Genomic DNA, 26,066 nt, shown 5'->3' on the forward strand with positions numbered 1-26,066 from the left:
TAAGACGAAAGATGAATAAATTATTTTTTATCAGCGGCCAGTAACTGTTTCAACCACTGAGTGAACTCTTGGCCCAGCCCGGCATGGCGCATGCCATACTCGACAAATGCCTGCATATAACCCAGCTTGTTGCCGCAATCATGGCTGATCCCTTTCAGGTGATACGCCTCTACCGTCTCTTGCTGCATCAGCATTTCAATGCTGTCGGTCAGTTGGATTTCACCACCAGCGCCCGGAGGGGTTTTCGACAGCAGCGGCCAGATATCGGCGGAGAGCACATAACGGCCAACAATGGCCAGGTTGGAAGGGGCTTCCTCCGGCGAAGGTTTCTCTACCACGCTAACCATCGGGGCGCTTTCGCCCGGCTGCAGCTCATACCCTTTGCAATCGGCCACGCCATAGTTGCCAACATCTTTATGCGGCACAGGCTCCACCATAATCTGGCTGATACCGGTTTGCTCAAAGCGCTGCAGCATTTCGTGCAGATTGTCTTTTTTCAGATCGGAACTGTACTCATCGAGGATCACGTCCGGCAAAATCACCGCCACCGGTTCGTCACCCACCAGTGGATAGGCACACATAATCGCGTGACCCAAGCCTTTAGCCACCCCCTGACGCACCTGCATTACGGTAACGCCCTTGGGACAGATAGACTGCACTTCATCGAGCAACTGACGCTTAACTCGTTTTTCCAGCATCGCTTCCAGTTCAAAACTGGTATCGAAATGGTTTTCGATCGAATTCTTGGAGGAATGGGTAACCAACACAATTTCGTTAATCCCTGCCGCAATACACTCATTGACAACGTATTGGATCAAGGGTTTGTCAACCAGCGGCAGCATTTCTTTAGGAATGGCTTTTGTCGCCGGTAACATCCGTGTTCCCAAGCCTGCAACCGGGATCACAGCCTTTCTGACTTTACGATTTACAGCAGGCATTATTTCCTCTCTTAATAGCGCTCAGTTTATGAGCTTCATCCGCCATACAAAAACCCTCGGAGTATACCAGCTTATGACTGACTGGCATTAACCGCAGCGCAAATAGAAAAACTTTAGGACAATTACCCAATGGACTGACTGAGGTAAAAATAAGCATCTCAAATATATAAATTTCAAATACTATTTTGACCCAGGAGGATTATTCAGCACTGAGCATCAAGCGTAGCCTGCCACCCGAGCCCCAAACCTGGCACTGCCAGGCGGCACAGTGCTGACTGATTTGATTCATGTACGTCGCACCCAGCGTTCCCAGTGGCACACCGTTGCTCAGTTGAATTTGATTATCACCGGTATTTACATTGGCATGCAGGCCGGCGGAGACCAGGATCAGGTTTTTATATTCGGTGTGATAATAACCGACCAGCATCGGAAATTGCCCTTCCAGCTTGCCTTGACGTAATAATTGATTAACCTGCTTTAACAATGCGCTCATTTGCGGCAGCCGATGACGCTGATTAGCTAAATGATCTTGCAACAATCCATTAAATAATGCGCGCAGCAGCAGTGCCGCCAATACGCCATTATCTCCTGCGCGGGTCACATCCAGACAATAGAACGCCAGGTCTTTATCCGACAGTGCCGCAATATCCAGCACCAATCCCGGATTCTCGCTAGTGGTTAATTGCCGATAATTAATCCGGCAATGAGCCACGGTCTGCTGCACCGGTGGTTGTAACTGTTTGAGCAACTTCACCGCTTCGGAAGGATTTTTACTCAGCGCATCCCAGTCCTGGAACAGTTCCACCTCCTCAATGGCCGGCGAAGTGAACATATTGGGATACAGACACCCCAACACCGCTTCACGCAGACGATTAAGGTCGGTCACCGGCTTTAACAACACGTCCTGAACGCCTAACCGCAACATTTTGGCGATATCCGCCATTTTATCGGTAGCCGAAATCACCAACACCGGAGTTTGCACCCCTTGCAGCCGCAGATGTTCGACAAACTCAATCCCATCCATTTCCGGCATCGCCAGATCGCACAGGATTAAATCGGGATGAACATCATCCACCAGACTCAACGCCTGCAAACCATTGGGAGCCTCACTGGTTTCCGCCCCCAACGATTTCAAATAGCCAACAAGCACGGAACGAAAAACCAGTTCGTCCTCAACGACCAAAATGCGCTTGTGAGTCAATGGTAATGCCATCAGCCGAGCCTCTTCCCTTTTCATAATGTAATAGTGGCTCAAAAAGACCTTTTATGCCTGTCGGAAATTGCTCCCATCGCAGGTTATACAGTCAAGAACCGTAAATTATCTGTTTTTTATCAAGGGCAACAGTTTATCCAGCTGTTTTTCAACCGCCAGCCTGCCGGCTTCAATCGCCTCTTCGGCACGATGGAAATCCAACGTTGAAATCTGCGGGCAATAGGGTTGGATCAACACATCAGGCGGATCGCCCGCCATGCGGTTGCGTTTCAATCGATTTTCCAGCACCTGAATAGAAGTTCCCATAATTTCCATCGCCGTTGGCGTGAAATTAGGCTTTCTGGTGGTCATTTTGCTGATGCGTTCCCTTAATCGTCCTCGCCAGTTACGGGCGGGGAGATCTTTTGCCGCGTCCATATCCGGACTGCGTACCGAGAACAAATCCTGCTGCATCAGATGGGCATCATGTTGCAAGTCAACGGCGATAACAATGTCGGCCCCCAACGCCCGGGTCAATGAGATAGGTACCGGATTCACCACAGCGCCGTCCACCAGCCAATAGCCGTCAAACCACACCGGCGCCAACAGGCCGGGCATGCTGCATGAGGCTCGCACAGCCTGATGAATGTCACCTTCGGTCAGCCACAGTTCCCGCCCGGTACTCAGATTGGTCGCCACGGCACCAAACTTCAATGAACACTCGGCGATATCATCGATCTTCAACAACTGCCCTACCGCATTAAACACCCGCTCACCGCGCAGCAACCCACCGCGTTGCCAGGACAAATCCATCAAACGGATCACATCCCAATAGCTGAATGAACGCACCCAGGTTTCCATGGCCGGCAGACGATGGCTGGCAAAAGCCGCCCCTACCAATGCGCCAACCGAACAACCGGCTACTATATCGACTTCAACACCCAACTTCTTTAGTGCATTGATCACGCCAATATGTGCCCATCCTTTAGCCGCCCCCGCGCCCAATGCCAATCCAACCTTAATTTTTCGCATAGTTCCGGTCCTTTTTCGGTGAATTGCTTCGATCCTGCCGTCAGCGTAGATTGTCAGGGTCGAATGTTGTTAGGTAACATATGCGCTAAATTACTTTCGGCATCGGCCCGTTCATTTCGTTCCGGCCATTTTAGGAGTCACCTTGCCCGAATTATGCCCCTGCGGTAGCGGACTGGAGTATAGCGCATGCTGCGAACCCTACGTCAACGGCACTCAAACGCCAGCGACACCCGGACTATTAATGCGTTCGCGCTTTAGCGCGTACGTAAAACACAACGTGGATTATCTGATTGCCACCTGGCATCCCGACTGCCATGCCACGGAATGGCGCAACGCGATCGTCGACAGTTTCAAAAATACCGAATGGCTGGGTTTGACGGTGGTTGAAGAAAAACAGGGCCATGAGGCCGGGGAAGGTTTTGTCGAATTCATTGCCCAATTCGTTGACGGTAACACCGGTGAACGCCAGGCAATGCACGAGCGTTCACGCTTCCTTCAACTTGACCAACGCTGGTATTATATTGACGGAACCAAACCCCAGCCGGGCAGAAATGCCATTTGCCCCTGCGGCTCAGGTAAAAAATATAAAAAGTGCTGCGGGCGTTAGCCGGCAGTCACAGAGCCCGATAGATTTCAGGTCGCAGCCAATCCGGTCGCCGCTTGAAAATATAGATGATAAAAACTCTCGCCTGCGAAGACAGGACGTTCAGTATCAGACAGGATCCTCACTCCCATGCCACACCAAAATGTACAAAGAAAAGTTTTGCGCACCATTTGTCCGGATGCCAAAGGTCTGATCGCCAAGATCACCAATATTTGTTACAAACATGAACTCAACATTGTTCAGAACAATGAATTCGTTGATCACCGCACCGGCCGCTTCTTTATGCGTACCGAGCTGGAAGGCATTTTTAACGACACTACTTTGCTGGCGGATCTCGATAGCGCACTGCCGGTGGGTTCGGTCCGCGAACTGCATAACTCCGGCCGTCGTCGTATTGTGGTGCTGGTGACCAAAGAAGCGCATTGCCTGGGCGACTTGCTGATGAAAAGCGCTTACGGCGGCCTGGATGTGGAGATTGCGGCGGTTATCGGTAACCACGATACGCTGCAAACGTTGGTGGAACGTTTCGATATCCCGTTCCACCTGGTCAGCCATGAAGGCCTGACGCGCGATCAACACGATCAGAAAATGATGGCCCAGATCGATCAGTATCAGCCGGATTACGTGGTGTTGGCCAAATATATGCGCGTACTGACGCCAGCATTCGTACAGCACTACCCGAACCAGGTGATTAATATTCACCACTCGTTCCTGCCGGCCTTTATCGGTGCACGGCCTTATCATCAGGCTTACGAGCGTGGCGTGAAAATCATCGGCGCTACGGCCCACTACGTTAACGATAATCTGGACGAAGGCCCGATCATCATGCAGGACGTGATTCATGTCGATCACACCTATTCTGCTGAAGATATGATGCGTGCCGGACGAGACGTCGAGAAAAATGCGCTCAGCCGCGCGCTTTACCATGTGTTGGCCCAACGGGTATTTGTCTACGGTAACCGGACGGTTATTCTGTAATTGCTCAAGAAAGCGGTGCCTTTCGTTCAGGGATGCACCGCCACGAGTAAAAAATCGGCAAACGATTCATTTTCTGCATTTCAATACTTTACACGCCCGTTTCATTTGATATGATGCGCCCCGCTTACCGAGACAGATGTTTCGCAAGCAAGGCCAGTGGTGGGGTTCCCGAGCGGCCAAAGGGAGCAGACTGTAAATCTGCCGTCACAGACTTCGAAGGTTCGAATCCTTCCCCCACCACCATCTTCTCTCTGTTGATGAGAGCGCAGCGAAAGCTGAAGCTACATAAAACACTGAGGGGGAGGATGAGAAGCTTCGCCAAGGTTCGAGTCTCACGCAGTGAGACAACGCGCTTTAGCGCGGCCCGAAGGGTGAGGAACGAAGAGACGAATAATCCTTCCCCCACCACCATCTTCTCTCTGTCAAGAGTGAAGACGCAGTAAAGAAACCGGCCAGGTTTCTTCCGGATGAAACCGGAACTACAATTTGTAAAACCATGAATACCATGGTGGGGTTCCCGAGCGGCCAAAGGGAGCAGACTGTAAATCTGCCGTCACAGACTTCGAAGGTTCGAATCCTTCCCCCACCACCATCCTTGTATATCCCCCAGAATCAAACCAAACCTGAAAGCATTCCATCACTCCCAAGCGGGAAGGATGAGAAGCTTCGACAAGGTTCGAGTCTCACGCAGTGAGACAACGCGCTTCAGCGCGGCCCGAAGGGTGAGTCGCACAGCGACGAATAATCCTTCCCCCACCACCATCCTTGTATATCCCCCAGAATCAAACCAAACCTGACAGCATTCCATCACTCTCTCAGTTCATCATTTATCAATTCCCTTAACCATTCAGCGCATCCTCAACTTGAACTCCGGCCAACAATTCGCTATACCACTGACTTCTTTAATGCAGTAAGGAAGAAAGTGCATGCGTAACAATATCTGCGTTTTTTGTGGTGCCAGCGAAGGCGTTAATCCTGCTTATGCCGAGAATGCGCGGCAACTGGGTCAAACGCTCGCCGCTCAGGGTCGACGCCTAATCTATGGCGGCGGCAAAAAAGGGTTGATGGGCATTGTGGCGGATGCCGTACTTGCCGCCGGAGGTGAGGCGGTGGGCATTATTCCTGAGCGGTTGGTAGAAGCAGAAACCGCACATCGTGGCCTGACTGAACTGGAAGTGGTTCCGGACATGCACACCCGTAAGGCGCGCATGGCGGCTCTGGCAGACGGTTTTATTGCTCTGCCCGGCGGCATAGGTACCCTCGAGGAACTGTTTGAAATCTGGACCTGGGGCCAGATCGGCTATCACAGTAAACCGGTTGGTTTGCTGGATGTGAACGGGTTCTATCGCCCGCTAAACAGTTTCCTGCAGCACGTGGCCGATCAGGGCTTTATGCGCCATGACTATCTGGGCACCATGCACATCAGTGAATCAGCGCAAACCTTACTGCAACAATTTGACGACTATCAGCCCAAAACTTACGACCGCTGGGCAAAATAATTCAACTTGCCGCCGGCGGCCCGATGCCGCTGGCCTGCGTTACATTTCTGGTCAAACTCTGCTACTATCTCAACACATTTTTCTTGTAAAAACGGCACCGCTCATGAAGTTTGTCTCTTTTAATATCAATGGACTGCGTGCGCGTCCGCACCAACTGGCCGCGATCATCGAACAGCACCAGCCCGACGTGATCGGCCTGCAGGAAACGAAAGTTCACGATGACATGTTCCCGCTGGAAGAAGTCAGCCAGCATGGCTATCACGTGTTCTATCATGGCCAAAAAGGTCACTATGGCGTGGCGCTGCTAACCAAAGAAAAGCCGCTTGCCGTACGCCGTGGTTTCCCTACCGATGATGAAGACGCACAGCGCCGCATCATCATGGCCGATCTGGCGACGCCGCAAGGCACGCTGACGGTGATCAATGGTTACTTCCCGCAGGGGGAAAGCCGTGACCATCCGATCAAATTCCCCGCCAAGACACGCTTCTATCAGGATTTGCAAAACTACCTGGAGCAGCAAATGTCGGTGGACTCACCGGTACTGGTGATGGGTGACGTGAATATCAGCCCAAGCGATTACGATATCGGCATCGGCGAGGAAAGCCGTAAGCGCTGGCTGCGTACCGGTAAGTGCTCTTTCCTGCCGGAGGAGCGCGAATGGATGGATCGCCTGATGAACTGGGGCCTGGTAGATACCTACCGCCACGCTAACCCGGAACGTAACGATCAATTCTCGTGGTTTGATTACCGTTCACGCGGTTTCGATGAAAACCGGGGCCTGCGTATCGATCTGCTGCTGGCCAGCACGCCATTGGCCGCACGCTGCACCGCCACCGGCATCGATTATCAGATCCGCGGGATGGAAAAACCGTCGGATCACGCGCCAGTCTGGGCGGAATTCTCGCTGTAATTGACCCAACCCCGGCCATTGCCGGGGTTTTGCTATGTGGTACCTATGAAAATTATCGATGTCGTCGCCGCCATCATTGAAAGAAATGGCCAAATTCTTTTGGCGCAGCGTAATGCTGACAGCGATCAGGCCGGGCTGTGGGAGTTTCCCGGCGGCAAGGTTGAGGCAGGCGAGAGCCAGCCACAGGCACTGGCGCGTGAACTGGACGAAGAGTTGGGAATTGTGGCCAGTGTTGGCCGCTATGTCGCCAGCAACCAGTGGCAACAGAGTGAGCGCATGATCCGGCTACATGCCTGGCAGGTTGATACCTTTAGTGGCGAATTACAAAAGCGCTGCCATTCGGATTTTGTCTGGTTGGCGCCGGAGCAGGCGTTTGACTATCCCCTGGCTCCGGCGGACGTGCCGCTATTAACCGCCTATATTAGCGCATTGCAGGCGGAAGCCTGAGTTACAGCGTCACTTCTTCAGACGCACCCAGATTAACGGATTAGTCCCTACCACGTTGGGGTCGCGTACGCACTGCAACGCTTCCCCTTCCACCTTGAGAACCGCCCCTTCAGAATAGTTTTGATCCTGATAGATGCAGCAGCGGCTGCAAGGTTGTGCCGCGGGTTGAGCCGCAGCGTTTTTTGCTGCCCCCCAGATCTCCGGCGACACTGGCACCACCACATCGACATCGCCACGATTGGCCATCGCCGCGTTGCAAAACAACAGTGCGCTACCGGCCAGCAACAGTAAGCCGTGATTCATTCGCTCTTCTCCCGCGCCTTACCGGCGCTTTTCTTGCGTTTTTTCGCCCCGCCGGAAGGCGACGGCGGCAACCCGCGAAACGCCATACTCGCCCGACTCTGCTTGGCCTGATAAATCAGCTCCTGCAGAGTACCTACCAGAGGTTGCATAAAGTCCTGATAACGACAGGATTTCTCACTGATTTGCGTCAGCGTGGCTTCCCAGTTGGCGGTCATATCAGGACGGGCAGCAATATCCGGCAGCGAATGGATCAACGCCCGGCCGGTTTCACTGGAGTGAATATAGCGCCCTTTCTTATACAAAAACGCCCGCTTGAACAGCAACTCAATGATGCCCGCGCGCGTGGCCTCTGTCCCTAAACCATCGGTCGCTCGCAGGATTTTCTTTAGTGCTTTATCCTGAACGAAACGTGCAATCCCTGTCATGGCGGAAAGCAGGCTGGCATCGGTAAAAGGACGTGGCGGTTGGGTCTGACGTTCAACCACCTCACCACGCTCACACAGTAGCTGGTCATCCTTCGCCACCACAGGCAACGGAGCGCCTTCATTTTCTTCATCACGCTCTTTACTGCCCAACAGTGTTCGCCAGCCTGCTTCGGCAAGAAAACGCGCCTTGGCGATAAACTTGCCGCCGGCAATATCCAGCTCAATCACGCATTTGCGGAACATGGCGTCCGGGCAGAACTGCATCAGGTACTGCCGCGCCACCAAGCCATAAACGTTCAGTTCATCCTGGCTGAGGCTAACCTTACTGGCACGGGCGGTCGGAATAATGGCGTGGTGAGCATCAACCTTCTTGTCGTCCCAGCAACGGTTACGGCGATCGCTGTCGATCACCGGCTGCGGATACAGATCCGGCTGATGAACGCTGATGGCGTTCAACACCGAATGCCGCCCGGCAAAATGCTCTTCCGGCAGGTAGCGGCAGTCGGAACGCGGATAGGTGATCAATTTATGGGTTTCATACAGCCGCTGGCACACGTCCAGTACCTGCTGCGCGCTCAGGTTGAAGCGTTTGGAAGCCTCAATCTGTAAGGTCGACAGTGAAAACGGCAAGGGTGCGGTATCTGATTCCCGTTTATCATTATAAGAGGTGACCAGCGCCGGCTGGCCCTCGATACGCTTGAGCACGTGTTCTGCCAACGATCGGTGCAGCAAGCGCCCTTCTTCGTCCTGATAAGGCTCGCAGGAGTCACTCGGTTGCCACAGGGCGACAAAACGCTCGTCTTTGGGCGTCACGATGTGCGCTTTAACCTCGAAGAAGTCCTTCGAGACAAAATTTTCAATATCTTCGTCACGTCTGACGACCAACCCCAACACCGGCGTTTGCACCCGGCCCACCGACAACACGCCATCATAACCGGCATTACGCCCCAAAATGGTGTAGGCGCGGGTCATGTTGATGCCATACAGCCAGTCGGCGCGGGAACGCGCCAGGGCGGAGACACAAAGTGGGATAAAGTCGCGATTGTCACGCAGCCGTTCGATAGCGCGCTCCACCGCCTGCGGGTTGAGATCGTTGATCAGGCAACGGCGGACGCTGTGGCGTTTTTCCGGCGACAACGCCAGATAGTCCAGCACCTCATCCACCAGCAATTGGCCTTCCCTGTCCGGGTCACCGGCATGCACCACTTCATCGGCCTCGTGCAGCAGCTTTTTGATGGCATTAAGCTGTTTGCTGACCGAAGGCCGTGGCTGCAACTGCCACTTTTCAGGGATGATCGGCAGATCGGCCAGCGACCAGCGCGCATAACGGCTGTCGTAGGCATCCGGCTGCGCCTGTTCTAACAAGTGGCCCACACACCAGGTCACCACATCATTGTTACCGCAGGCGATAAACCCATCGCCGCGGCGATGCGGCTTGGGAAGTACGTCGGCAATGGCGCGCGCCAAACTCGGTTTCTCGGCAATAAACAGTCGCATTATTCACCGTTATTCTGGCTGTACGTCATCAGGAATTCTCTTACTTCAGCATAATTCCCGCGGAACACAATCCGCTGGGATTTCTTTTCCAATTGATAGTGATACATCGGATCGTAGTAGTGCTGCAACAACGGCACCAGCCACTGCTGATGCTCGTCACTATTTCCACTGGCCTGCTGATACTGCAGTGCCCGTTCCAGGTGCTGCGTCAGCAGTTGGAAACGCTCCAGCCCCAGGCGGCGGCGAATGGCAAACAGGCCGTGATGCAGATATTCATCGTACTTCTGCCAGCCGAGCTGCGCGCCGTAGGCCTGTTCAAACTCAATACGCATCCGGTCGATATATTCGTGCTGCAGCCGTGCCAGACGCACCTCAAAAGGATCGTCTATCACCGCCACCGGTGCCTGCTGCATGCGGTTGAAGACGGGTAATGGCAGATTGTTGCTGCCGATAATGCGCCCTTCGTCTTCCAGCACCCAGCGGCGGCAGCCACCATGCTGTTTTTTCAGCAATAACACAGCCAGACGATTCTCAAAATCAATCTGTCCGCTTTGACTCACCAGCGTTCGGCCAAAAGATGAACCGCGGTGGTGCGCTGCCCCCTCCAGATCAACGCCGTCGGCCAGCTCATTGACCAACAGAGTTTTACCGCTGCCGGTATTGCCGCCGATCAGCACCATCGGCAGTTCGGCGCTCTGCTCCAGCGTGGTGAGCAAGAAATTGCGCAGGGCCTTGTAACCACCGGTGATGCGCGGATAGACGACGCCGGCCTCACGCAGCCACTGCTGCACCAACTGAGAACGCAAACCGCCGCGGAAACAGTAAATATAGCCTTCCGGCCATTGGGCACATTGCGCCAGCCAGGCTGCCGTACGTTGCTCACGAAACCTGCCATTAACCAGGCTGTGGCCCAGCGCAATCGCTGCCTGCTGCCCCTGCTGTTTGTAACAGGTGCCAACCGCCTGCCGCTCGTCGTCGTTCATTAACGGCAGATTCACAGCATTGGCGAACGCGCCCTGCTGAAACTCAACCGGCGCCCGCACGTCAATCAGCGGGATATCCTGCAAAAAAATACGGCGATAATCCTGGCCGTCTTCCCGTTCCCTGGTGGCTGACACTAGACAACCTCAATCAACGGCTTGCCCGGCACTGCCGCATGCAGTTCACCGATAGCCTGGAGTTGAATGCCGTGGCGCTCGGCAATCGCCTGCACCTGCTGCTCCGCTTCAGGTAGTACCGCCAGCAGCAAGCCGCCGGAGGTCTGCGGATCGCACAGCAATTGGCGCTGCAGGTCGGTCATTTCACCGACCAGATGGCCGTAACTGTCAAAGTTGCGCCCGGTGCCGCCAGGCACGCAGCCTTCGGCAATATAACGCTCGATGTCCGGCAATTTAGGTACCTGATCAAACCAGACCGTCGCCTGCAGTCCTGAGCCCTGGCAAACCTCGCTCAGATGCCCCAGCAGACCAAAACCGGTAACGTCGGTCATCGCCGTCACACCTTCGACTTCGGCAAAATCCGTGCCCGGTTTATTCAATTGGCACATCACTTCGGTTGCCAGGCCTTCATGCTCTGGCAACAGTTTGCTTTTCTTCTCGGCGGTAGTCAGCACGCCAATGCCCAACGGCTTGGTCAGGTACAATTTGGCTCCGGCCTGCGCCGCGCTGTTTTTCTTCACCCGCTCGGTATTGACGATGCCGGTCACCGCCAGGCCAAAAATAGGCTCTGGCGCATCGATAGAATGGCCGCCCGCCAGGGCGATACCCGCCTGCTGACAGGCATAGCGCCCGCCGTCGATCACCTGCTGCGCCACTTCTGCCGGCAGCGTGGCAATCGGCCAGCCCAGAATGGCAATCGCCATGATCGGTTTACCGCCCATGGCATACACGTCGCTGATGGCGTTGGTGGCGGCGATGCGACCGAAATCGAACGGGTTATCGACGATCGGCATAAAGAAGTCGGTGGTGCTGATAATGCCCACGCCGTTGCCGATGTCATACACCGCCGCATCGTCACGGGTTTCATTACCCACCAGCAAGCGCGGATCGACAAATTTCTCCCGCTCGCTGTGCAGAATAGTTTCGAGAACTTTCGGTGAGATTTTACAACCGCAGCCGGCGCCATGGCTGTACTGGGTTAAACGGATCGCTGGCGATGTCATATACCACTCCCTTCGGTTAACGGCATTCAAGATATCATAGGGTAGCGCTTGCCGACGGGATTGGTAAGAGCGGGCTGCCGATAACCGAACGGCCTGCTCATAAACAACACAGAATGGCGGGATTTAGCGCATTTTTGCCGCAATCCCGCCAGTGGGATCAGAAATAGCTGACGAAAGGCGTGCTGTCTGGGGCGATCACTTTGGTGGAAGCTTTTAACTGTGGAGTCCCCAAATACAGGAAGCCGACAATTTCGTCCTGCTCGCGACAGCCAAAGGCTTCACGAACCAGTGAATGTTCGGTCCAGGCGCCGGTGCGCCAGATACCGTTGAAACCCTGCGCCAGTGCGGCCATCTGCATCGCCTGAACCGCACAACCGGCAGAAACCACCTGTTCCCAGCGCGGCACCTTGGTTTCTTCAGTGCAATGGGCCACCACGGTGATAATCAGCGGGGCGCGGAATGGCGCTTTTGTGGCCTTTTCTAGCGCGGCTTCATCCATTTCGTCCTGCTTTGCAGCAGCTTGTAACAATTGGCTAAAACGCTCCAGACCCTGGTTTTCGATCATCACAAAACGCCATGGCTGCAAGGCACCATGATCGGGCGCTCGCAGGCCCGCGTTGATGATATTCTGGCGTGCCTCACCCGTCGGCGCCGGGGCCGCGAGGCGTGACGCAGAGCGGCGATTCAGTAAAAGATCCAGTGCATCCATCGTAAACTCCTGATAACAATTTTCATTCAAATCACGTTAACATAGCTAAACGGCGAGTGACAGCCTCGGCATTAGCCTCTGTGACCCACGATTTAAAGCTGACATTTCTTTGGCCGCTCATTAGGATAGCGGAACATTCTCGACTCTTGCTGGAGAGCACATGCGCACATTGTGGCAAATCATTGCCGGCGTTTTCAGGTGGACATGGCGTCTGCTGAACTTTATCAGGGAACTGATCCTCAATTTGTTCCTGGTGTTGCTGATCCTGGTTGGGGTCGGTATCTATCTTTCATTCCAGAGTGCCACCACCCCTGCCGTGCCTACCCGCGGTGCGTTGTTGGTGGACCTGAGCGGCGTGGTCGTTGACCAACCATCGATGAACAACAAGGTTCGCCAATGGGGTCGTGAACTGTTGGGCGCTTCCAGCAACCGCCTGCAGGAAAACTCCCTGTTTGACGTGGTTGACAGCATCCGCAAGGCTAAAGACGACAAAAACATTACCGGCATGGTATTGCAGTTGAATGACTTTGCCGGTGCCGATCAGCCTTCGCTGCAGTACATCGGCAAAGCGCTACGTGAATTCCGTGACAGTGGCAAACCGATCTTTGCCATTGGCGACAGCTATAACCAGACGCAATATTATCTGGCCAGCTACGCCAACAAGGTTTATCTGTCGCCACAGGGTGCGGTCGACCTGCACGGCTTTGCCACCAACAACCTTTACTACAAATCGTTGTTGGAAAAACTCAAGGTCACCACCAACATCTTCCGCGTCGGTACCTATAAATCCGCCGTGGAACCCTTGATCCGTGACGATATGTCACCGGCCGCCCGTGAGGCAGACAGCCGCTGGATTGGTGGATTGTGGCAAAACTATCTGGATACCGTGGCGGCTAACCGCCAGATCACGGCGCAACAGCTGTTCCCAGGGGCCGCAGGCGTGCTGAGCGGTATGCAGGCTGCCGGGGGGGATACGGCCAAGTATGCGCTGGATAACAAACTGGTCGATGAACTGGCGTCGCGCACCGTCATCGAAAACCAACTGATCAAGACTTTCGGTTGGGACAAGCAGGCCAATGATTTCAACGCGACCAGCATCTACGACTACCAGCCGAAGCCAACGCCGGATCAAGGCGGTAAAATCGCCGTGATCTTCGCTAACGGCGCGATCATGGACGGTCCGCAAACACCTGGCACCGTTGGCGGCGATACCACCGCCGCAGAACTGCGTCAGGCGCGACTGGATCCGGCCATCAAGGCGGTGATTTTCCGGGTCAACAGCCCAGGGGGCAGCGTCAGCGCCTCGGAAGTGATCCGCTCCGAGTTGGCTGCGGTACGTGCCGCCGGTAAACCTGTGGTGGTTTCCATGGGTGGCATGGCGGCCTCGGGCGGCTATTGGATCTCTACACCGGCGGACTACATCATCGCCAGCCCGAGCACCCTCACCGGTTCCATTGGCATCTTCGGGGTGATTAACACCTACGAGCAGACGCTGGACAGCATCGGCGTGCATACCGACGGCGTGGCAACCTCGCCGCTGGCGGATCTGGCGGTCACCAAGGCGCTGCCGCCTGAGTTCTCGCAGATGATGCAGTTGAACATCGAGAAAGGTTATCAAAACTTTATCGACCTGGTCGCCAAGTCACGCAAAATGACACCGCAGCAGGTTGATCAGATTGCTCAGGGCCACGTGTGGCTGGGCAGCGATGCCAAGACCAATGGTCTGGTCGATCAGTTGGGTGACTTCGACGACGCGGTGAAGAAAGCCGCCGAACTGGCGCAATTGAAACAGTGGCAGCTTAACTGGTTTGTCGATACGCCAAGCCTGACCGATATGGTGCTCAGTCAGTTTGGCGTTTCCATTCACGCCATGCTGCCGGCAGCCATCCAGTCGATGCTGCCTGCGCCCTTGGCATCAGTGGCTATGGCGGTCAAAGAGCAACCGGGTTTGTTCAATAACCTGAACGATCCGCAAAATCGCTATGCCATCTGTTTGACCTGCGGAGAAGTCCGCTAACAAATTAATCCTCAGCCCGGCACCCGCCGGGCTTTTTTTCTGCGCTTATCCCCCTATAATTCAGCCCATCTTATTTCTGTTAAAACAATCACTATGCAAAAGAAATCGATTTACGTCGCCTACACTGGCGGGACCATCGGCATGCAGCGTTCTGAGCACGGTTATATTCCTGTTTCCGGCCACCTGCAGCGGCAACTGGCCCTGATGCCGGAATTCCACCGGCCGGAAATGCCGGACTTCACCATTCATGAATATGCGCCGCTGATCGACTCCTCCGACATGACGCCGGAAGACTGGCAGCATATCGCCGACGATATCAAACTGAATTATGACCGCTATGATGGCTTCGTGATCCTGCACGGTACCGACACCATGGCCTTCACCGCCTCGGCGCTGTCATTCATGCTGGAAAATCTGGCCAAGCCGGTGATTGTCACCGGTTCTCAGATCCCACTGGCGGAACTGCGTTCCGATGGCCAGACCAACTTGCTGAACGCGCTGTATCTGGCAGCCAACCATCCGGTAAATGAAGTCAGCCTGTTCTTCAATAACAAGCTGTTCCGCGGCAACCGGACCACCAAGGCGCATGCTGACGGTTTCGATGCCTTTGCTTCCCCCAATCTGCCGCCGCTGCTGGAGGCCGGTATTCATATTCGTCGCCAGAACGGCATCGACAGCCCGGTCTGCAATGGCGAACTCAAGGTGCATGACATTACGCCACAGCCGATCGGTGTGGTGACCATTTACCCAGGCATTTCCGGCGCGGTAGTACGCAACTTCCTGCTACAGCCGGTGAAAGCCTTGATCCTGCGCTCTTACGGGGTAGGCAACGCGCCGCAAAAAGCAGAGTTGGTGGATGAATTGCGCGATGCTTCCGAACGCGGCATTGTGGTGGTCAACCTGACGCAGTGCATCTCCGGGAGGGTCAATATGGAAGGCTACGCCACCGGTAATGCACTGGCCCATGCCGGCGTCATCAGTGGATTTGACATGACGGTCGAGGCCGCATTGACCAAGCTGCATTACCTGCTGAGCCAACCGCTGACGCCGGAACAAATTCGCAGCCAGATGCAACTGGATCTGCGTGGCGAGCTAAGCATTAGCGGTTAACCCATACACCACGGAGGCGCAATGAAAACAGCCCTGTTGCTTATCGATTTGCAAAACGACTTTTGCCCCGGCGGCGCACTGGCTGTGGCCAACGGTGATGCCGTCATCAGCGTTGCCAATCAGGCCATCGCGGCCTGCAGCGCACGCGGTGAGCCAGTGGTCGCCTGCCAGGACTGGCATCCCGCCAATCACCGCAGCTTTGCGGTAAATGCCAACGCCCCCGTGGGCACTCTGGGTGAGCTGGAGGGGTTACCACAGGTTTGGTGGCCGGTGCATTGCGTACAGGAAAGCCAGGGCGCTGAGTTTCATCCGCAATTACACCAACGGGAGATTATCGCGGTGTTCCGTAAAGGCCAAAATACGGATATCGACAGCTACAGCGCCTTCTTCGACAACGGTCACCGCTCGCACACCGAGTTGGACAGCTGGCTAAAAACGCAGAACGTTAGCCATCTGGCGATTATGGGGTTAGCGACCGACTACTGCGTAAAATTCAGCGTGCTGGATGCACTGGAGTTGGGCTACAGAACTACGGTGATTACCGATGGCTGCCGCGGGGTTGATTTGCAGCCCGGCGACAGTCAGGAAGCCCTGCGGATAATGCAACAGGCCGGAGCACAATTAGTTACCCTGTCACAATTCATCGACCGCTGATGCCCTTGGGCGCTTTTTGCGCCCTTTCACTCCCCCTGCCCAAATCTCGACATCGCTCACATTCCGACCATTCTCCTGTGATTACATCTTGTTCGCGTGCGGCACTTTTGCTGTTATGACCGCTGATGCATTGGCATCAGTAAGTTATACGCATCCGGGGCCCATTGAGCCCGGCTTTATGTTACCGCCTCAGGCGGTTTCGGTCGGCCTTGCCGACCAAAGGAGATGACATGGTATTAACCCGTAAACTGCTGCCTTTGCTGGTAGCGGTGCAGCTTGGTATGGCTGGTGCCGGCATGGCTCATGCCGCTTCTTACCTTTCCGTCGGTTATTTCAACGGTGGCGGTGATGTTACCGCCGGCCCTGGTGGCGATATCAACAAGCTCGACGTCACACAAATTACCCACCTCAATTACTCTTTCGGTCTGATCTACAACGACGAGAAACAGGAAACCAACCCAGCGTTAAAAGATCCATCCCGCCTGCACCAAATTTATTTGTCACCCAAGGTGATGGCGGATTTGCAACTGTTGCCGGTACTGCGTAAACAGAACCCGGAGCTGAAAGTCTTGCTGTCCGTCGGTGGCTGGGGCGCGCGCGGGTTCTCAGGCGCAGCTGCCACAGCGGAAAGCCGGGCGGTGTTTATCCGCTCGGTGCAGCAGGTCATCAAGCAATATCATCTGGACGGCATCGATCTTGACTGGGAATACCCGGTTAACGGTGCCTGGGGGCTGGTCGAAAGCCAACCGGCGGATCGTGCCAACTTCACGCTGTTGCTGGCAGAGCTGCATAAAGCATTGGATAAAGGCAAGTTGCTGACCATCGCCGTCGGGGCCAACGTGAAAAGCCCGCAGGAATGGCTCGATGTTAAAGGCATTGCGCCCTACCTCGATTACATCAACCTGATGACTTACGATATGGCGTACGGCACCCAATACTTCAACTCCAATCTGTATGACTCCAAACAATGGCCAACCGTCGCTGCTGCCGATCGTTACAGCGCCAATTTTGTGGTGGATAACTATCTGGCCGCCGGGTTAAAACCTGCTCAGTTGAACCTGGGCATTGGTTTCTATGGCCGGGTGCCAAAACGGGCTACCGAGCCGGGCATCGATTGGGACAAAGCGGATGCGGCTAAAAACCCGGTCACCCAACCCTACTTCACCGCACGCGAAACTGCCGTGTTCAAGGCTATGGGGCTGGATCTGACCAAGGACAGCTATTTCAAATACAACGATATCGTCAGCAAGCTGCTAAACGATCCCCAACGGCGCTTCACCGCCCATTGGGACAGTGACGCCCAGGTGCCTTATCTGACGATGAAATCCGCCGAGGGCAAGCCGCTGTTCGCTATTTCCTACGAGAACCCACGTTCGGTTGCACTCAAGGCTGACTACATCAAAAGCAAGGGGTTGGGCGGTGCGATGTTCTGGGAATATGGCGCAGACGACAATAACCGGTTAGCACATCAACTGGCGGAATCTCTGGGGATTAACGGCGGGAAACAGTAATTCAGCGGGCGATGTTCGCATCGCCCAGCTGTCAGACTTACTGTGGCTTTAACTTGACCAGCGGTTCAGCAATGAACTGCTGTTTCAGCTCCTGCTTACTCTTCATCACGATCTGCCCGTCAGTGCCGATACTCATATGCTGCGGGTCAGCGTTGTGCAATGACTGCCACAGCATCACCGCCTGCAGACTGTTTTCTTTCTGTTCCGGCGTTAGCGCTACGCCATCCGGCCACTTGCCCAACTCAACGGCCAGTACCAGTCGCTGATAGATTTCCGGCGTCATGGCGGCAATCAGATCTTTTACGTCCATCAGAGCATTTCCTCACTCTTGGAAGAATAATTAGCTGAATCGATTTTTCTTACTGAATAATCCGTCAGCCGGCGGTTTTGTCGCCGTTCTCACCGTCGGTAAAGCTCAGCGACGCCGAGTTAACGCAAAAACGCTCACCGGTTGGCTGCGGGCCATCGGGGAAGACATGCCCCAGGTGTGCGTCGCAATGCCCACAGCGGATCTCAACGCGATGCATATTGTGCGTATTATCATCAAGATAACGAATAGCATCGTCGGAAACCGGCTGATAGAAGCTCGGCCAGCCACAGCCGGAATCATACTTGCTGTCGGAGTAGAACAGCGGTTGGTTGCAGCACAGGCAATGGTACACGCCCTCGCGCTTGTTGTGCAGCAATTTGCCGGAATACGGCGCTTCGGTACCACGTTCCTGAGTCACATAACGTTGGATTTCATTCAGTTCCGTGGCCGGATGGTCAGGGGTTGTCTCTTTAGCCATTTGTGCGTTTCTCTGAATGTGGATAATGTCAACGAAAACAATGAGTAATAATAACAAAAAATTAACAACACTGCAGCGCTTTTTGGCCTAAACTGTAGCCCATAAAGGTCACGTCATGACAATATGTGATACCGATCACATATCTTAAACAGGCTGACTTTATACTTAGCGGTTTGACCCCATATAACGGATGAGGCCGAACGCAAACGGAATGTGCAATAAGCACTCAAACCCGGCTTCCAGGTTTGATTTGCAGCAAGAATTGACACGATTCCGCTTGACGCTTGGTAAGGTTTTTGTAATTTTACAGGCAACCTTTTATTCACTAACAAATAGCTGGTGGAATATATGACTATCAAAGTAGGTATCAACGGTTTTGGCCGTATCGGTCGCATTGTTTTTCGTGCTGCTCAAGAACGTTCTGACATCGAAATCGTTGCAATCAACGACCTGTTAGACGCAGAGTACATGGCTTACATGCTGAAATATGACTCTACTCACGGCCGCTTCAACGGCACTGTAGAAGTTAAAGACGGCCACCTGGTTGTTAACGGTAAAACCATCCGTTGTACCTCAGAAAGAGATCCGGCTAACCTGAAGTGGAACGAAGTCAACGTTGACGTCGTTGCTGAAGCAACTGGCCTGTTCCTGACTGACGAAACTGCACGTAAACACATCGCTGCAGGCGCTAAGAAAGTTGTTCTGACTGGCCCATCCAAAGACGACACCCCAATGTTCGTTATGGGTGTTAACCACAAATCCTACGCTGGCCAGGAAATCGTTTCTAACGCTTCTTGCACCACCAACTGCCTGGCACCACTGGCTAAAGTTATCAACGACAAGTTCGGTATCGTTGAAGCTCTGATGACCACTGTGCATGCAACTACCGCAACTCAGAAAACTGTTGATGGCCCGTCTCACAAAGACTGGCGCGGCGGCCGCGGCGCATCCCAGAACATCATCCCTTCTTCTACCGGTGCTGCTAAAGCAGTAGGTAAAGTTATCCCAGAACTGAACGGCAAACTGACCGGTATGGCGTTCCGCGTTCCAACTCCGAACGTGTCTGTGGTTGACCTGACTGCTCGTCTGGCAAAACCAGCTTCTTACAAAGAAATCTGTGCTGCTATTAAAGCCGCTTCTGAAGGCGAGCTGAAAGGCGTACTGGGTTACACCGAAGACGAAGTGGTTTCTACCGATTTCAACGGCGAAACTCTGACTTCCGTATTCGATGCCAAAGCCGGTATCGCTCTGAGCGACACCTTCGTGAAACTGGTTTCCTGGTACGACAACGAAACCGGCTATTCCAACAAGGTTCTGGATCTGATCGCTCACATCTCCAAATAATGGATTGATGTTAAGCTGATGATGAGGGTGACATTTTTGTCACCCTTTTTTTGTTTCTACGGCGAACAAAAGGCAACCCGATGAACGAAAAGATTTTCACCCTACCCGTTACCGAACAAATTTCCCCTTTTATCAGTCAGCGCCAGCTCGATGAACTGCCTGTCGTAGTGGTTTCCCATCCGAAAGTGCGTGCCGCTATCTCACTTCAGGGTGCGCATCTGTTGGCCTGGCAACCTAGCGGCGAAAAACCGGTTATTTGGCTGAGCAATAACACCCCCTTTAAAAAGGGCAATGCCATCCGTGGCGGCGTGCCTATCTGCTGGCCCTGGTTTGGCCCGGTAGCAAAACCTTCACACGGTTTCGCACGCAATCAGCCGTGGACTCTGACCGCGCATGATGAAGACGACAACGGCGTTATTCTGACCTTCACGCTGAAAGACAATGAGCAGACCCGCAGCCTGTGGCCACATGCCTTTACGCTGATCGCCCGCTTCAAACTGGGTGAGGAATGCGAAATAGAGCTGGAATCCCACGGCGACTATCAGGCGACCGCGGCGTTGCACACCTACTTCCAGATCGGTGATATCGGGCAGGTTAAAGTTGCCGGGCTCGGCGAACCCTATATCGATAAGGTTGCCGGCGGCGCAGAAGCTCGCCAGGTGGGTGACGTGACCTTTCTCGGCCAGACCGACCGGGTTTATACCCAGCCGGACGCCTTCAGTCTGATCAAAGATGCGGCGCAACAACGCACCATTGAGGTTCATCACCATCACATGAGTGACGTGATTGCCTGGAATCCCGGCGTGGAGCTTTCTTGCAGCATGGCGGATATGCCAAATGACGGTTATAAAACCATGGTTTGCGTAGAAACCGGTCGCGTCAGTAAACCCCTGTTGGCAGCCGGTGAACAACCGGCCCGGCTGGCAGTGACCTTCCGCATTCGTAACAACGGCTGATCCCTTTTAAGTGCAGTAAAGACTTGCTGCGCTACAGATGTGCAAAAGGGGCGCCAGCGCCCCTTTATAATGCCTACATTGCACAACATTGGTGCAGGCTTCGATTAGAAGCTGTATTTCACACCCGTCATCAACAGTCCGGTGTAAGATTTATCCACCATTGGGCTGTCTTTAACTTCATCGGACAGTTGGACATAACGCCCAACAAAGAAGGCATCCCAGTCTTTGTTGATCTTATAGTTGGCGCTCAGCTCAACGTACGGGGCCCAGCTATCACTTGGCGTGTAACTGTCCAGACCGCTGCGGCGAGATTCATTTTCGCTGATACCGTAGTAGTATTTGTTCTGGTTTTTGCTGCTCCACGACACGCCCACACCAGGTACCAGGGTGAAGTCGCCCAGATCAAATTTGTACAGATAGGCTAAATCACCCACCATACCGTTGCTGTAGTCTAACGTATCACCGGTAAAGGTGGTGCGCAGAATCCCCCACTCAGCAAAATGCGAATAGGCCAGACCGGCCATCAGCGTACCGCGACGCTTGTTCAACTGCTTCATGCGGTCATCATCGCTGTCACCCGGGCGGTAGCCCAGCGGTGAAAAGTAGCCCATCAGACTCAGTTGGTTTTGCTGATCTTTCCACAGGTAATAACCGGCGGTCAGCGTACGGAAGTAGAAATCGTCACCTTCATAGTTAATGACGGGTACCGGATACACGCGGTCCTGATAGCCACGATACGGATCCGGGCTAACCAGCGCGGAAGCGCCGAGTGACCAAGTTCCTGCCTGAGCACTTTGCGCACAAACCATTGCGGAAGCGATAATTGCTAGCGTTTTGAGTTTAAAAATCTTCACTGGTTCTTTTTCCATAAATAACAGAGTTAATAGCGTGCTTAGTTTATGTGAGAATTTAGTTAGGCGCTGAATCTTTACAATAGAAAACGACCGAGATCGAATAACTTAGAACCTAAATATGAATTAATCATGGCAGAACCATGACGTTTTTTGCCGCAGGCCGCGCCAGACAAGGCATTTGGCTATCCCTGTAATAACTGAGTCATTGATATGACTTAAAAAAAGCTTTTTATCACGCAGGAAATTTTCTGGTATGCAAACTAAGCTTAAATCAGAAGGTGAATAAATCCTGAGCCAGTGGCAATACAGCGCAACTCGCGATAATAAGCGCACCAAGTTGGCATACGAGTTGCTGTACTCAGGGATAACTTCTTCTTTCGGGAGCCAAAACACTATCACCAGCTCCCTTTAACCTGTGCTAATAACGAAAGGACGGGCATCGCCATGAACATATTTGACCACTATCGCCAGCGCTACGAAGCTGCCAAGGACGAAGAGTTCACACTGCAGGACTTTCTTACCATTTGCCGGCAAGATCGCAGTGCATATGCCAATGCGGCCGAACGTCTGCTAATGGCTATCGGTGAACCAGTCATGGTCGACACTGCGCTTGAGTCGCGCATGTCTCGCCTGTTCTCCAACCGCGTGATCGCACGCTATCCGGCATTCGAAGAGTTCTACGGCATGGAGGAAGCTATCGAGCAGATAGTCTCTTACCTGAAACACGCCGCGCAGGGCCTCGAAGAGAAGAAACAAATCCTTTATCTGCTGGGCCCGGTGGGCGGCGGGAAATCATCACTGGCAGAACGCCTGAAAGCATTGATGCAGTTGGTGCCTATCTACACCCTGAGCGCCAACGGGGAACGCAGCCCGGTTAACGACCACCCGCTGTGCCTGTTCAACCCGCAGGAGGATGCCAATATTCTGGAGAAAGAATATAACATCCCGAATCGCTACCTCGGCACCATCATGTCGCCGTGGGCGGCCAAGCGCCTGCATGAGTTTGGCGGCGACATCACCAAATTCAAAGTCGTCAAAGTACGCCCTTCTATTCTGGAACAGATTGCCATCGCCAAAACCGAACCGGGCGATGAGAACAACCAGGATATCTCTGCGCTGGTCGGTAAGGTCGATATCCGCAAGCTGGAGAATCACGCGCAAAACGATCCGGATGCCTATGGCTATTCCGGTGCTCTGTGCCGCGCCAACCAGGGGATCATGGAGTTCGTAGAGATGTTTAAAGCGCCGATCAAGGTGCTGCATCCTCTGCTGACCGCCACCCAGGAAGGTAACTACAACGGGACCGAGGGGATTTCCGCCCTGCCGTTCAGCGGTATTATCCTGGCTCACTCCAACGAATCCGAATGGGTGACCTTCCGTAACAACAAAAACAACGAGGCCTTCCTCGACCGTGTTTACATCGTCAAGGTGCCTTACTGCCTGCGGGTGTCGGAAGAGATCAAAATCTACGACAAGCTGCTGGATCACAGTGAACTGACCCATGCGCCATGTGCTCCTGGCACCCTGGAAACGCTGGCTCGCTTTACCGTGCTCTCGCGCATGAAAGAGCCGGAAAACTCGAGCATTTACTCGAAAATGCGCGTCTATGACGGTGAAAGCCTGAAGGACACCGATCCCAAAGCCAAGTCGTATCAGGAATACCGCGACTATGCCGGGGTTGATGAGGGCATGAACGGCCTGTCTACCCGTTTCGCGTTTAAAATTCTGTCGCGGGTATTCAACTTCGATCACGCAGAGGTCGCCGCTAACCCGGTACACCTGTTCTACGTGCTGGAACAGCAGATCGAACGTGAGCAATTCCCTCAGGATCAGTCAGAGAAATACCTGGAGCACCTGAAAGGCTATCTGATCCCGAAATACGCCGAGTTTATCGGCAAAGAGATCCAGACGGCTTATCTGGAGTCTTACTCGGAATACGGCCAGAACATTTTTGACCGCTACGTGACCTATGCAGATTTCTGGATCCAGGATCAAGAGTACCGTGATCCGGATACCGGCCAACTGTTCGATCGCGAATCGCTGAACGCCGAACTGGAAAAAATCGAGAAGCCGGCCGGCATCAGCAACCCGAAAGATTTCCGCAACGAAATAGTCAACTTCGTGCTGCGCGCCCGGGCTAATAACAGTGGCCGCAACCCTAACTGGACCAGCTATGAGAAGCTGCGTACCGTGATCGAGAAGAAAATGTTCTCGAACACCGAAGAGTTGCTGCCGGTCATTTCGTTTAACGCTAAAACCTCAACGGACGAGCAGAAGAAACACGACGACTTCGTCGATCGCATGATGGAGAAAGGCTACACCCGTAAACAGGTTCGCCTGCTGTGTGAATGGTATCTGCGGGTCAGAAAGTCTTCATAACGTCTAATGAGAATTAGCGTCATGGAGATGGCGTAGAAAGTTGGCAACGTCGTTTGGGGGAAGTATGGCTTATTTTATTGACCGACGGCTGAACGGTAAAAACAAGAGCATGGTGAACCGCCAGCGCTTCTTGCGTCGTTACAAGTCGCAAATCAAACAGTCGATTGCCGAAGCCATCAACAAGCGTTCGGTCACCGACGTAGACAGCGGGGAGTCCGTCTCGATCCCCACTGGCGATATCAACGAGCCGATGTTTCATCAGGGTCGCGGTGGCACACGCCACCGCGTTCATCCCGGTAATGACCACTTTGTCCAGAATGACCGCGTTGAGCGCCCACAGGGTGGCGGCGGCGGTGGCAGCGGCCAGGGTAACGCCAGCCAGGACGGCGAAGGCGAGGACGAATTTGTCTTCCAGATCTCCAAGGACGAGTATCTCGATCTGCTGTTTGAAGATCTGGCGCTGCCAAACCTGAAAAAGAATCAGTACAAGCAGCTCACCGAGTACAAGACCCATAGGGCCGGTTACACCGCCAACGGCGTGCCGGCTAACATCAGCGTAGTGCGTTCTCTGCAAAACTCATTGGCGAGACGAACCGCCATGACCGCCGGTAAACGGCGTGCCTTACATGAGTTGGAAGACGAACTCACCCAGATGGAAAACACCGAGCCGGTGCAACTGCTGGAAGAGGAACGGCTGCGGAAGGAAATTGCCGAGTTGCGCAAAAAAATCGAAAGCGTGCCCTTTATCGACACCTTCGATTTACGTTACAAGAACTATGAACGGCGGCCCGAACCCTCCAGCCAGGCGGTGATGTTCTGCCTGATGGACGTTTCCGGCTCGATGGACCAGGCCACCAAAGACATGGCCAAACGTTTCTATATTCTGCTCTATCTGTTCCTGAGCAGAACCTATAAAAACGTCGACGTGGTGTACATCCGTCACCATACCCAGGCGAAGGAAGTGGACGAACAGGAGTTCTTCTACTCGCAGGAGACTGGCGGCACCATAGTTTCCAGCGCGCTGAAACTGATGAATGAAGTGGTTGAAGAACGTTACGACCCGGCACAATGGAACATCTATGCCGCACAGGCATCGGATGGCGATAACTGGGCCGATGATTCACCGCTATGTCACGAACTGCTGGCGAAGAAACTGCTGCCGATGGTGCGTTACTATAGCTACATTGAAATCACCCGCCGTGCCCATCAAACACTGTGGCGTGAGTATGAAGACCTGCAGGCGAAATTCGATAATTTTGCCATGCAGCATATCCGCGAACCGGACGATATCTATCCGGTGTTCCGCGAGCTTTTCCACAAGCAGACCGCATAATTAACATCTTTATCAACGGCCGGTTAATCAGACTAATCGGCCGTTTTCTTTTGCAAAAATAATGAAAACTGCCACTGGAAAGTTTTAATTCAGGTTTACCTAACGCCCCGGTCGATCAAATCAACTGCCCGCCTTCCCTGCCTCTCAGATAAAGCTGTAAGTTACTGTTCGTTTAATGGTTTTTTCTCCTGCACAGTTCCAGGGGACAATAGCTAAGGTAATTCCTAATTACGCTTCCCTTACGCAATGCTTATTGCTTGAATTAGGAAAAGTCCTATTTAATGGGATGCCGAATTGCCATCTCAGGTGAGTGCTATGGAATACCTTCCCGTTGCAATCATCGTCGTTTTGATCGCAGTTGTCGTATTTTCCTTTGTCATGTATTTGCGGCAAAGAAGGGGAACTACTTTCAACACCAAGCGGAA

At 53.6% G+C, this 26,066-nt stretch carries 24 protein-coding genes, 2 tRNA genes and 2 other RNA genes; 17 read left to right on the forward strand and 11 right to left on the reverse strand.

Going from position 1 to position 26,066, the window contains the following annotated elements; all coding sequences use genetic code 11:
• Positions 1-20: 20 nt before the first annotated feature.
• From galU to rssA, 3 genes are all read right to left on the reverse strand, one after another.
• On the reverse strand, positions 21-938 hold the full coding sequence (gene galU, locus ACNT1W_RS15800; RefSeq protein ID WP_115184533.1) for a UTP--glucose-1-phosphate uridylyltransferase GalU: 918 nt from the start codon (positions 936-938) through the stop codon (positions 21-23).
• A gap of 199 nt (positions 939-1,137) precedes the next feature.
• Positions 1,138-2,151: a two-component system response regulator RssB gene (gene rssB, locus ACNT1W_RS15805; protein ID WP_012145435.1), complete on the reverse strand. Its 1,014-nt coding sequence runs from the start codon at positions 2,149-2,151 to the stop codon at positions 1,138-1,140.
• 105 nt (positions 2,152-2,256) lie between these two features.
• On the reverse strand, positions 2,257-3,162 hold the full coding sequence (rssA, locus tag ACNT1W_RS15810) for a patatin-like phospholipase RssA (RefSeq protein WP_012145436.1): 906 nt from the start codon (positions 3,160-3,162) through the stop codon (positions 2,257-2,259).
• Between the two features lie 142 nt (positions 3,163-3,304).
• Here rssA and ACNT1W_RS15815 point away from each other — a divergent pair, with 142 nt between their 5' ends.
• The 9 genes from ACNT1W_RS15815 to ACNT1W_RS15855 all read left to right on the forward strand — a co-directional run bounded on the left by ACNT1W_RS15815 (position 3,305) and on the right by ACNT1W_RS15855 (position 7,600).
• Entirely contained in the window at positions 3,305-3,769 is a 465-nt protein-coding gene (locus tag ACNT1W_RS15815; protein WP_026142401.1) for a YchJ family protein, read from the forward strand.
• 126 nt (positions 3,770-3,895) lie between these two features.
• Positions 3,896-4,744, forward strand: coding sequence for a formyltetrahydrofolate deformylase (gene purU / locus ACNT1W_RS15820; RefSeq protein WP_012145438.1), 849 nt, complete (start codon positions 3,896-3,898; stop codon positions 4,742-4,744).
• A 158-nt stretch (positions 4,745-4,902) separates the two neighbouring features.
• A tRNA-Tyr gene (locus ACNT1W_RS15825) sits at positions 4,903-4,987 on the forward strand.
• A gap of 41 nt (positions 4,988-5,028) precedes the next feature.
• Positions 5,029-5,155: non-coding RNA, RtT sRNA (locus tag ACNT1W_RS15830), on the forward strand.
• Positions 5,156-5,251: 96 nt separating this feature from the next.
• Positions 5,252-5,336, forward strand: a tRNA-Tyr gene (locus tag ACNT1W_RS15835).
• Positions 5,337-5,379: 43 nt separating this feature from the next.
• Positions 5,380-5,506: non-coding RNA, RtT sRNA (locus ACNT1W_RS15840), on the forward strand.
• Between the two features lie 164 nt (positions 5,507-5,670).
• Entirely contained in the window at positions 5,671-6,243 is a 573-nt protein-coding gene (locus ACNT1W_RS15845; RefSeq protein ID WP_012145439.1) for a TIGR00730 family Rossman fold protein, read from the forward strand.
• Positions 6,244-6,346: 103 nt separating this feature from the next.
• Entirely contained in the window at positions 6,347-7,153 is an 807-nt protein-coding gene (gene xthA / locus ACNT1W_RS15850; RefSeq protein ID WP_115184531.1) for an exodeoxyribonuclease III, read from the forward strand.
• A gap of 45 nt (positions 7,154-7,198) precedes the next feature.
• Complete coding sequence (locus ACNT1W_RS15855; RefSeq protein WP_218216557.1) at positions 7,199-7,600, forward strand: pyrimidine (deoxy)nucleoside triphosphate diphosphatase; 402 nt, start codon at positions 7,199-7,201, stop codon at positions 7,598-7,600.
• A 9-nt stretch (positions 7,601-7,609) separates the two neighbouring features.
• On the opposite strand, the gene ACNT1W_RS15860 is transcribed toward ACNT1W_RS15855, so the two are convergent.
• The 5 genes from ACNT1W_RS15860 to ACNT1W_RS15880 form a co-directional block, all read right to left on the reverse strand.
• Positions 7,610-7,903: a DUF1496 domain-containing protein gene (locus tag ACNT1W_RS15860; protein ID WP_012145442.1), complete on the reverse strand. Its 294-nt coding sequence runs from the start codon at positions 7,901-7,903 to the stop codon at positions 7,610-7,612.
• Positions 7,900-9,825, reverse strand: a complete 1,926-nt coding sequence (locus ACNT1W_RS15865) for a DNA topoisomerase III (protein ID WP_012145443.1) — start codon at positions 9,823-9,825, stop codon at positions 7,900-7,902. The genes ACNT1W_RS15860 and ACNT1W_RS15865 overlap by 4 nt, the downstream gene beginning before the upstream one ends.
• Complete coding sequence (gene mnmH, locus ACNT1W_RS15870; RefSeq protein ID WP_419245830.1) at positions 9,825-10,943, reverse strand: tRNA 2-selenouridine(34) synthase MnmH; 1,119 nt, start codon at positions 10,941-10,943, stop codon at positions 9,825-9,827. The genes ACNT1W_RS15865 and mnmH overlap by 1 nt, the downstream gene beginning before the upstream one ends.
• Positions 10,943-11,986: a selenide, water dikinase SelD gene (selD, locus tag ACNT1W_RS15875; protein WP_419245831.1), complete on the reverse strand. Its 1,044-nt coding sequence runs from the start codon at positions 11,984-11,986 to the stop codon at positions 10,943-10,945. Before selD ends, mnmH begins: the two co-directional genes overlap by 1 nt.
• Positions 11,987-12,143: 157 nt before the next feature.
• On the reverse strand, positions 12,144-12,695 hold the full coding sequence (locus ACNT1W_RS15880; RefSeq protein ID WP_012145446.1) for an NAD(P)H nitroreductase: 552 nt from the start codon (positions 12,693-12,695) through the stop codon (positions 12,144-12,146).
• 160 nt (positions 12,696-12,855) lie between these two features.
• Between ACNT1W_RS15880 and sppA the strand changes: the two genes are divergently transcribed.
• From sppA to ACNT1W_RS15900, 4 genes are all read left to right on the forward strand, one after another.
• Positions 12,856-14,712: a signal peptide peptidase SppA gene (gene sppA, locus ACNT1W_RS15885; protein WP_419245832.1), complete on the forward strand. Its 1,857-nt coding sequence runs from the start codon at positions 12,856-12,858 to the stop codon at positions 14,710-14,712.
• 93 nt (positions 14,713-14,805) lie between these two features.
• Complete coding sequence (ansA, locus tag ACNT1W_RS15890; protein ID WP_012145448.1) at positions 14,806-15,822, forward strand: asparaginase; 1,017 nt, start codon at positions 14,806-14,808, stop codon at positions 15,820-15,822.
• 21 nt (positions 15,823-15,843) lie between these two features.
• Complete coding sequence (pncA, locus tag ACNT1W_RS15895; protein WP_259189544.1) at positions 15,844-16,476, forward strand: bifunctional nicotinamidase/pyrazinamidase; 633 nt, start codon at positions 15,844-15,846, stop codon at positions 16,474-16,476.
• 230 nt (positions 16,477-16,706) lie between these two features.
• The gene (locus ACNT1W_RS15900) at positions 16,707-17,987 is read left to right on the forward strand and encodes a glycoside hydrolase family 18 protein (protein WP_419245833.1); all 1,281 of its coding nucleotides are present in this window, start codon (positions 16,707-16,709) and stop codon (positions 17,985-17,987) included.
• A gap of 37 nt (positions 17,988-18,024) precedes the next feature.
• On the opposite strand, the gene ACNT1W_RS15905 is transcribed toward ACNT1W_RS15900, so the two are convergent.
• Positions 18,025-18,297, reverse strand: a complete 273-nt coding sequence (locus ACNT1W_RS15905; protein WP_012145451.1) for a YeaC family protein — start codon at positions 18,295-18,297, stop codon at positions 18,025-18,027.
• 64 nt (positions 18,298-18,361) lie between these two features.
• Positions 18,362-18,775 (reverse strand): peptide-methionine (R)-S-oxide reductase MsrB, encoded by a 414-nt coding sequence (gene msrB, locus ACNT1W_RS15910; protein WP_012145452.1) that lies wholly within the window; start codon positions 18,773-18,775, stop codon positions 18,362-18,364.
• Positions 18,776-19,123: 348 nt separating this feature from the next.
• Between msrB and gapA the strand changes: the two genes are divergently transcribed.
• On the forward strand, positions 19,124-20,119 hold the full coding sequence (gapA, locus tag ACNT1W_RS15915; RefSeq protein ID WP_012145453.1) for a glyceraldehyde-3-phosphate dehydrogenase: 996 nt from the start codon (positions 19,124-19,126) through the stop codon (positions 20,117-20,119).
• Between the two features lie 80 nt (positions 20,120-20,199).
• A complete protein-coding gene (locus ACNT1W_RS15920; protein WP_261098259.1) occupies positions 20,200-21,075 on the forward strand; it encodes a D-hexose-6-phosphate mutarotase in 876 nt (291 codons plus the stop codon).
• A 104-nt stretch (positions 21,076-21,179) separates the two neighbouring features.
• On the opposite strand, the gene ACNT1W_RS15925 is transcribed toward ACNT1W_RS15920, so the two are convergent.
• Complete coding sequence (locus ACNT1W_RS15925) at positions 21,180-21,944, reverse strand: MipA/OmpV family protein (RefSeq protein ID WP_012145455.1); 765 nt, start codon at positions 21,942-21,944, stop codon at positions 21,180-21,182.
• 429 nt (positions 21,945-22,373) lie between these two features.
• Between ACNT1W_RS15925 and yeaG the strand changes: the two genes are divergently transcribed.
• Both yeaG and ACNT1W_RS15935 read left to right on the forward strand, forming a co-directional pair.
• Positions 22,374-24,308 (forward strand): protein kinase YeaG, encoded by a 1,935-nt coding sequence (yeaG, locus tag ACNT1W_RS15930; RefSeq protein WP_012145456.1) that lies wholly within the window; start codon positions 22,374-22,376, stop codon positions 24,306-24,308.
• Positions 24,309-24,372: 64 nt separating this feature from the next.
• Positions 24,373-25,641, forward strand: coding sequence for a YeaH/YhbH family protein (locus tag ACNT1W_RS15935; RefSeq protein WP_017893069.1), 1,269 nt, complete (start codon positions 24,373-24,375; stop codon positions 25,639-25,641).
• Positions 25,642-26,066 lie beyond the last annotated feature (425 nt).

Origin of the sequence: Serratia sp. NFX21, assembly GCF_048517035.1 — a bacterium.
In the GTDB taxonomy this organism is placed as follows: Bacteria; Pseudomonadota; Gammaproteobacteria; order Enterobacterales; family Enterobacteriaceae; genus Serratia; species Serratia quinivorans.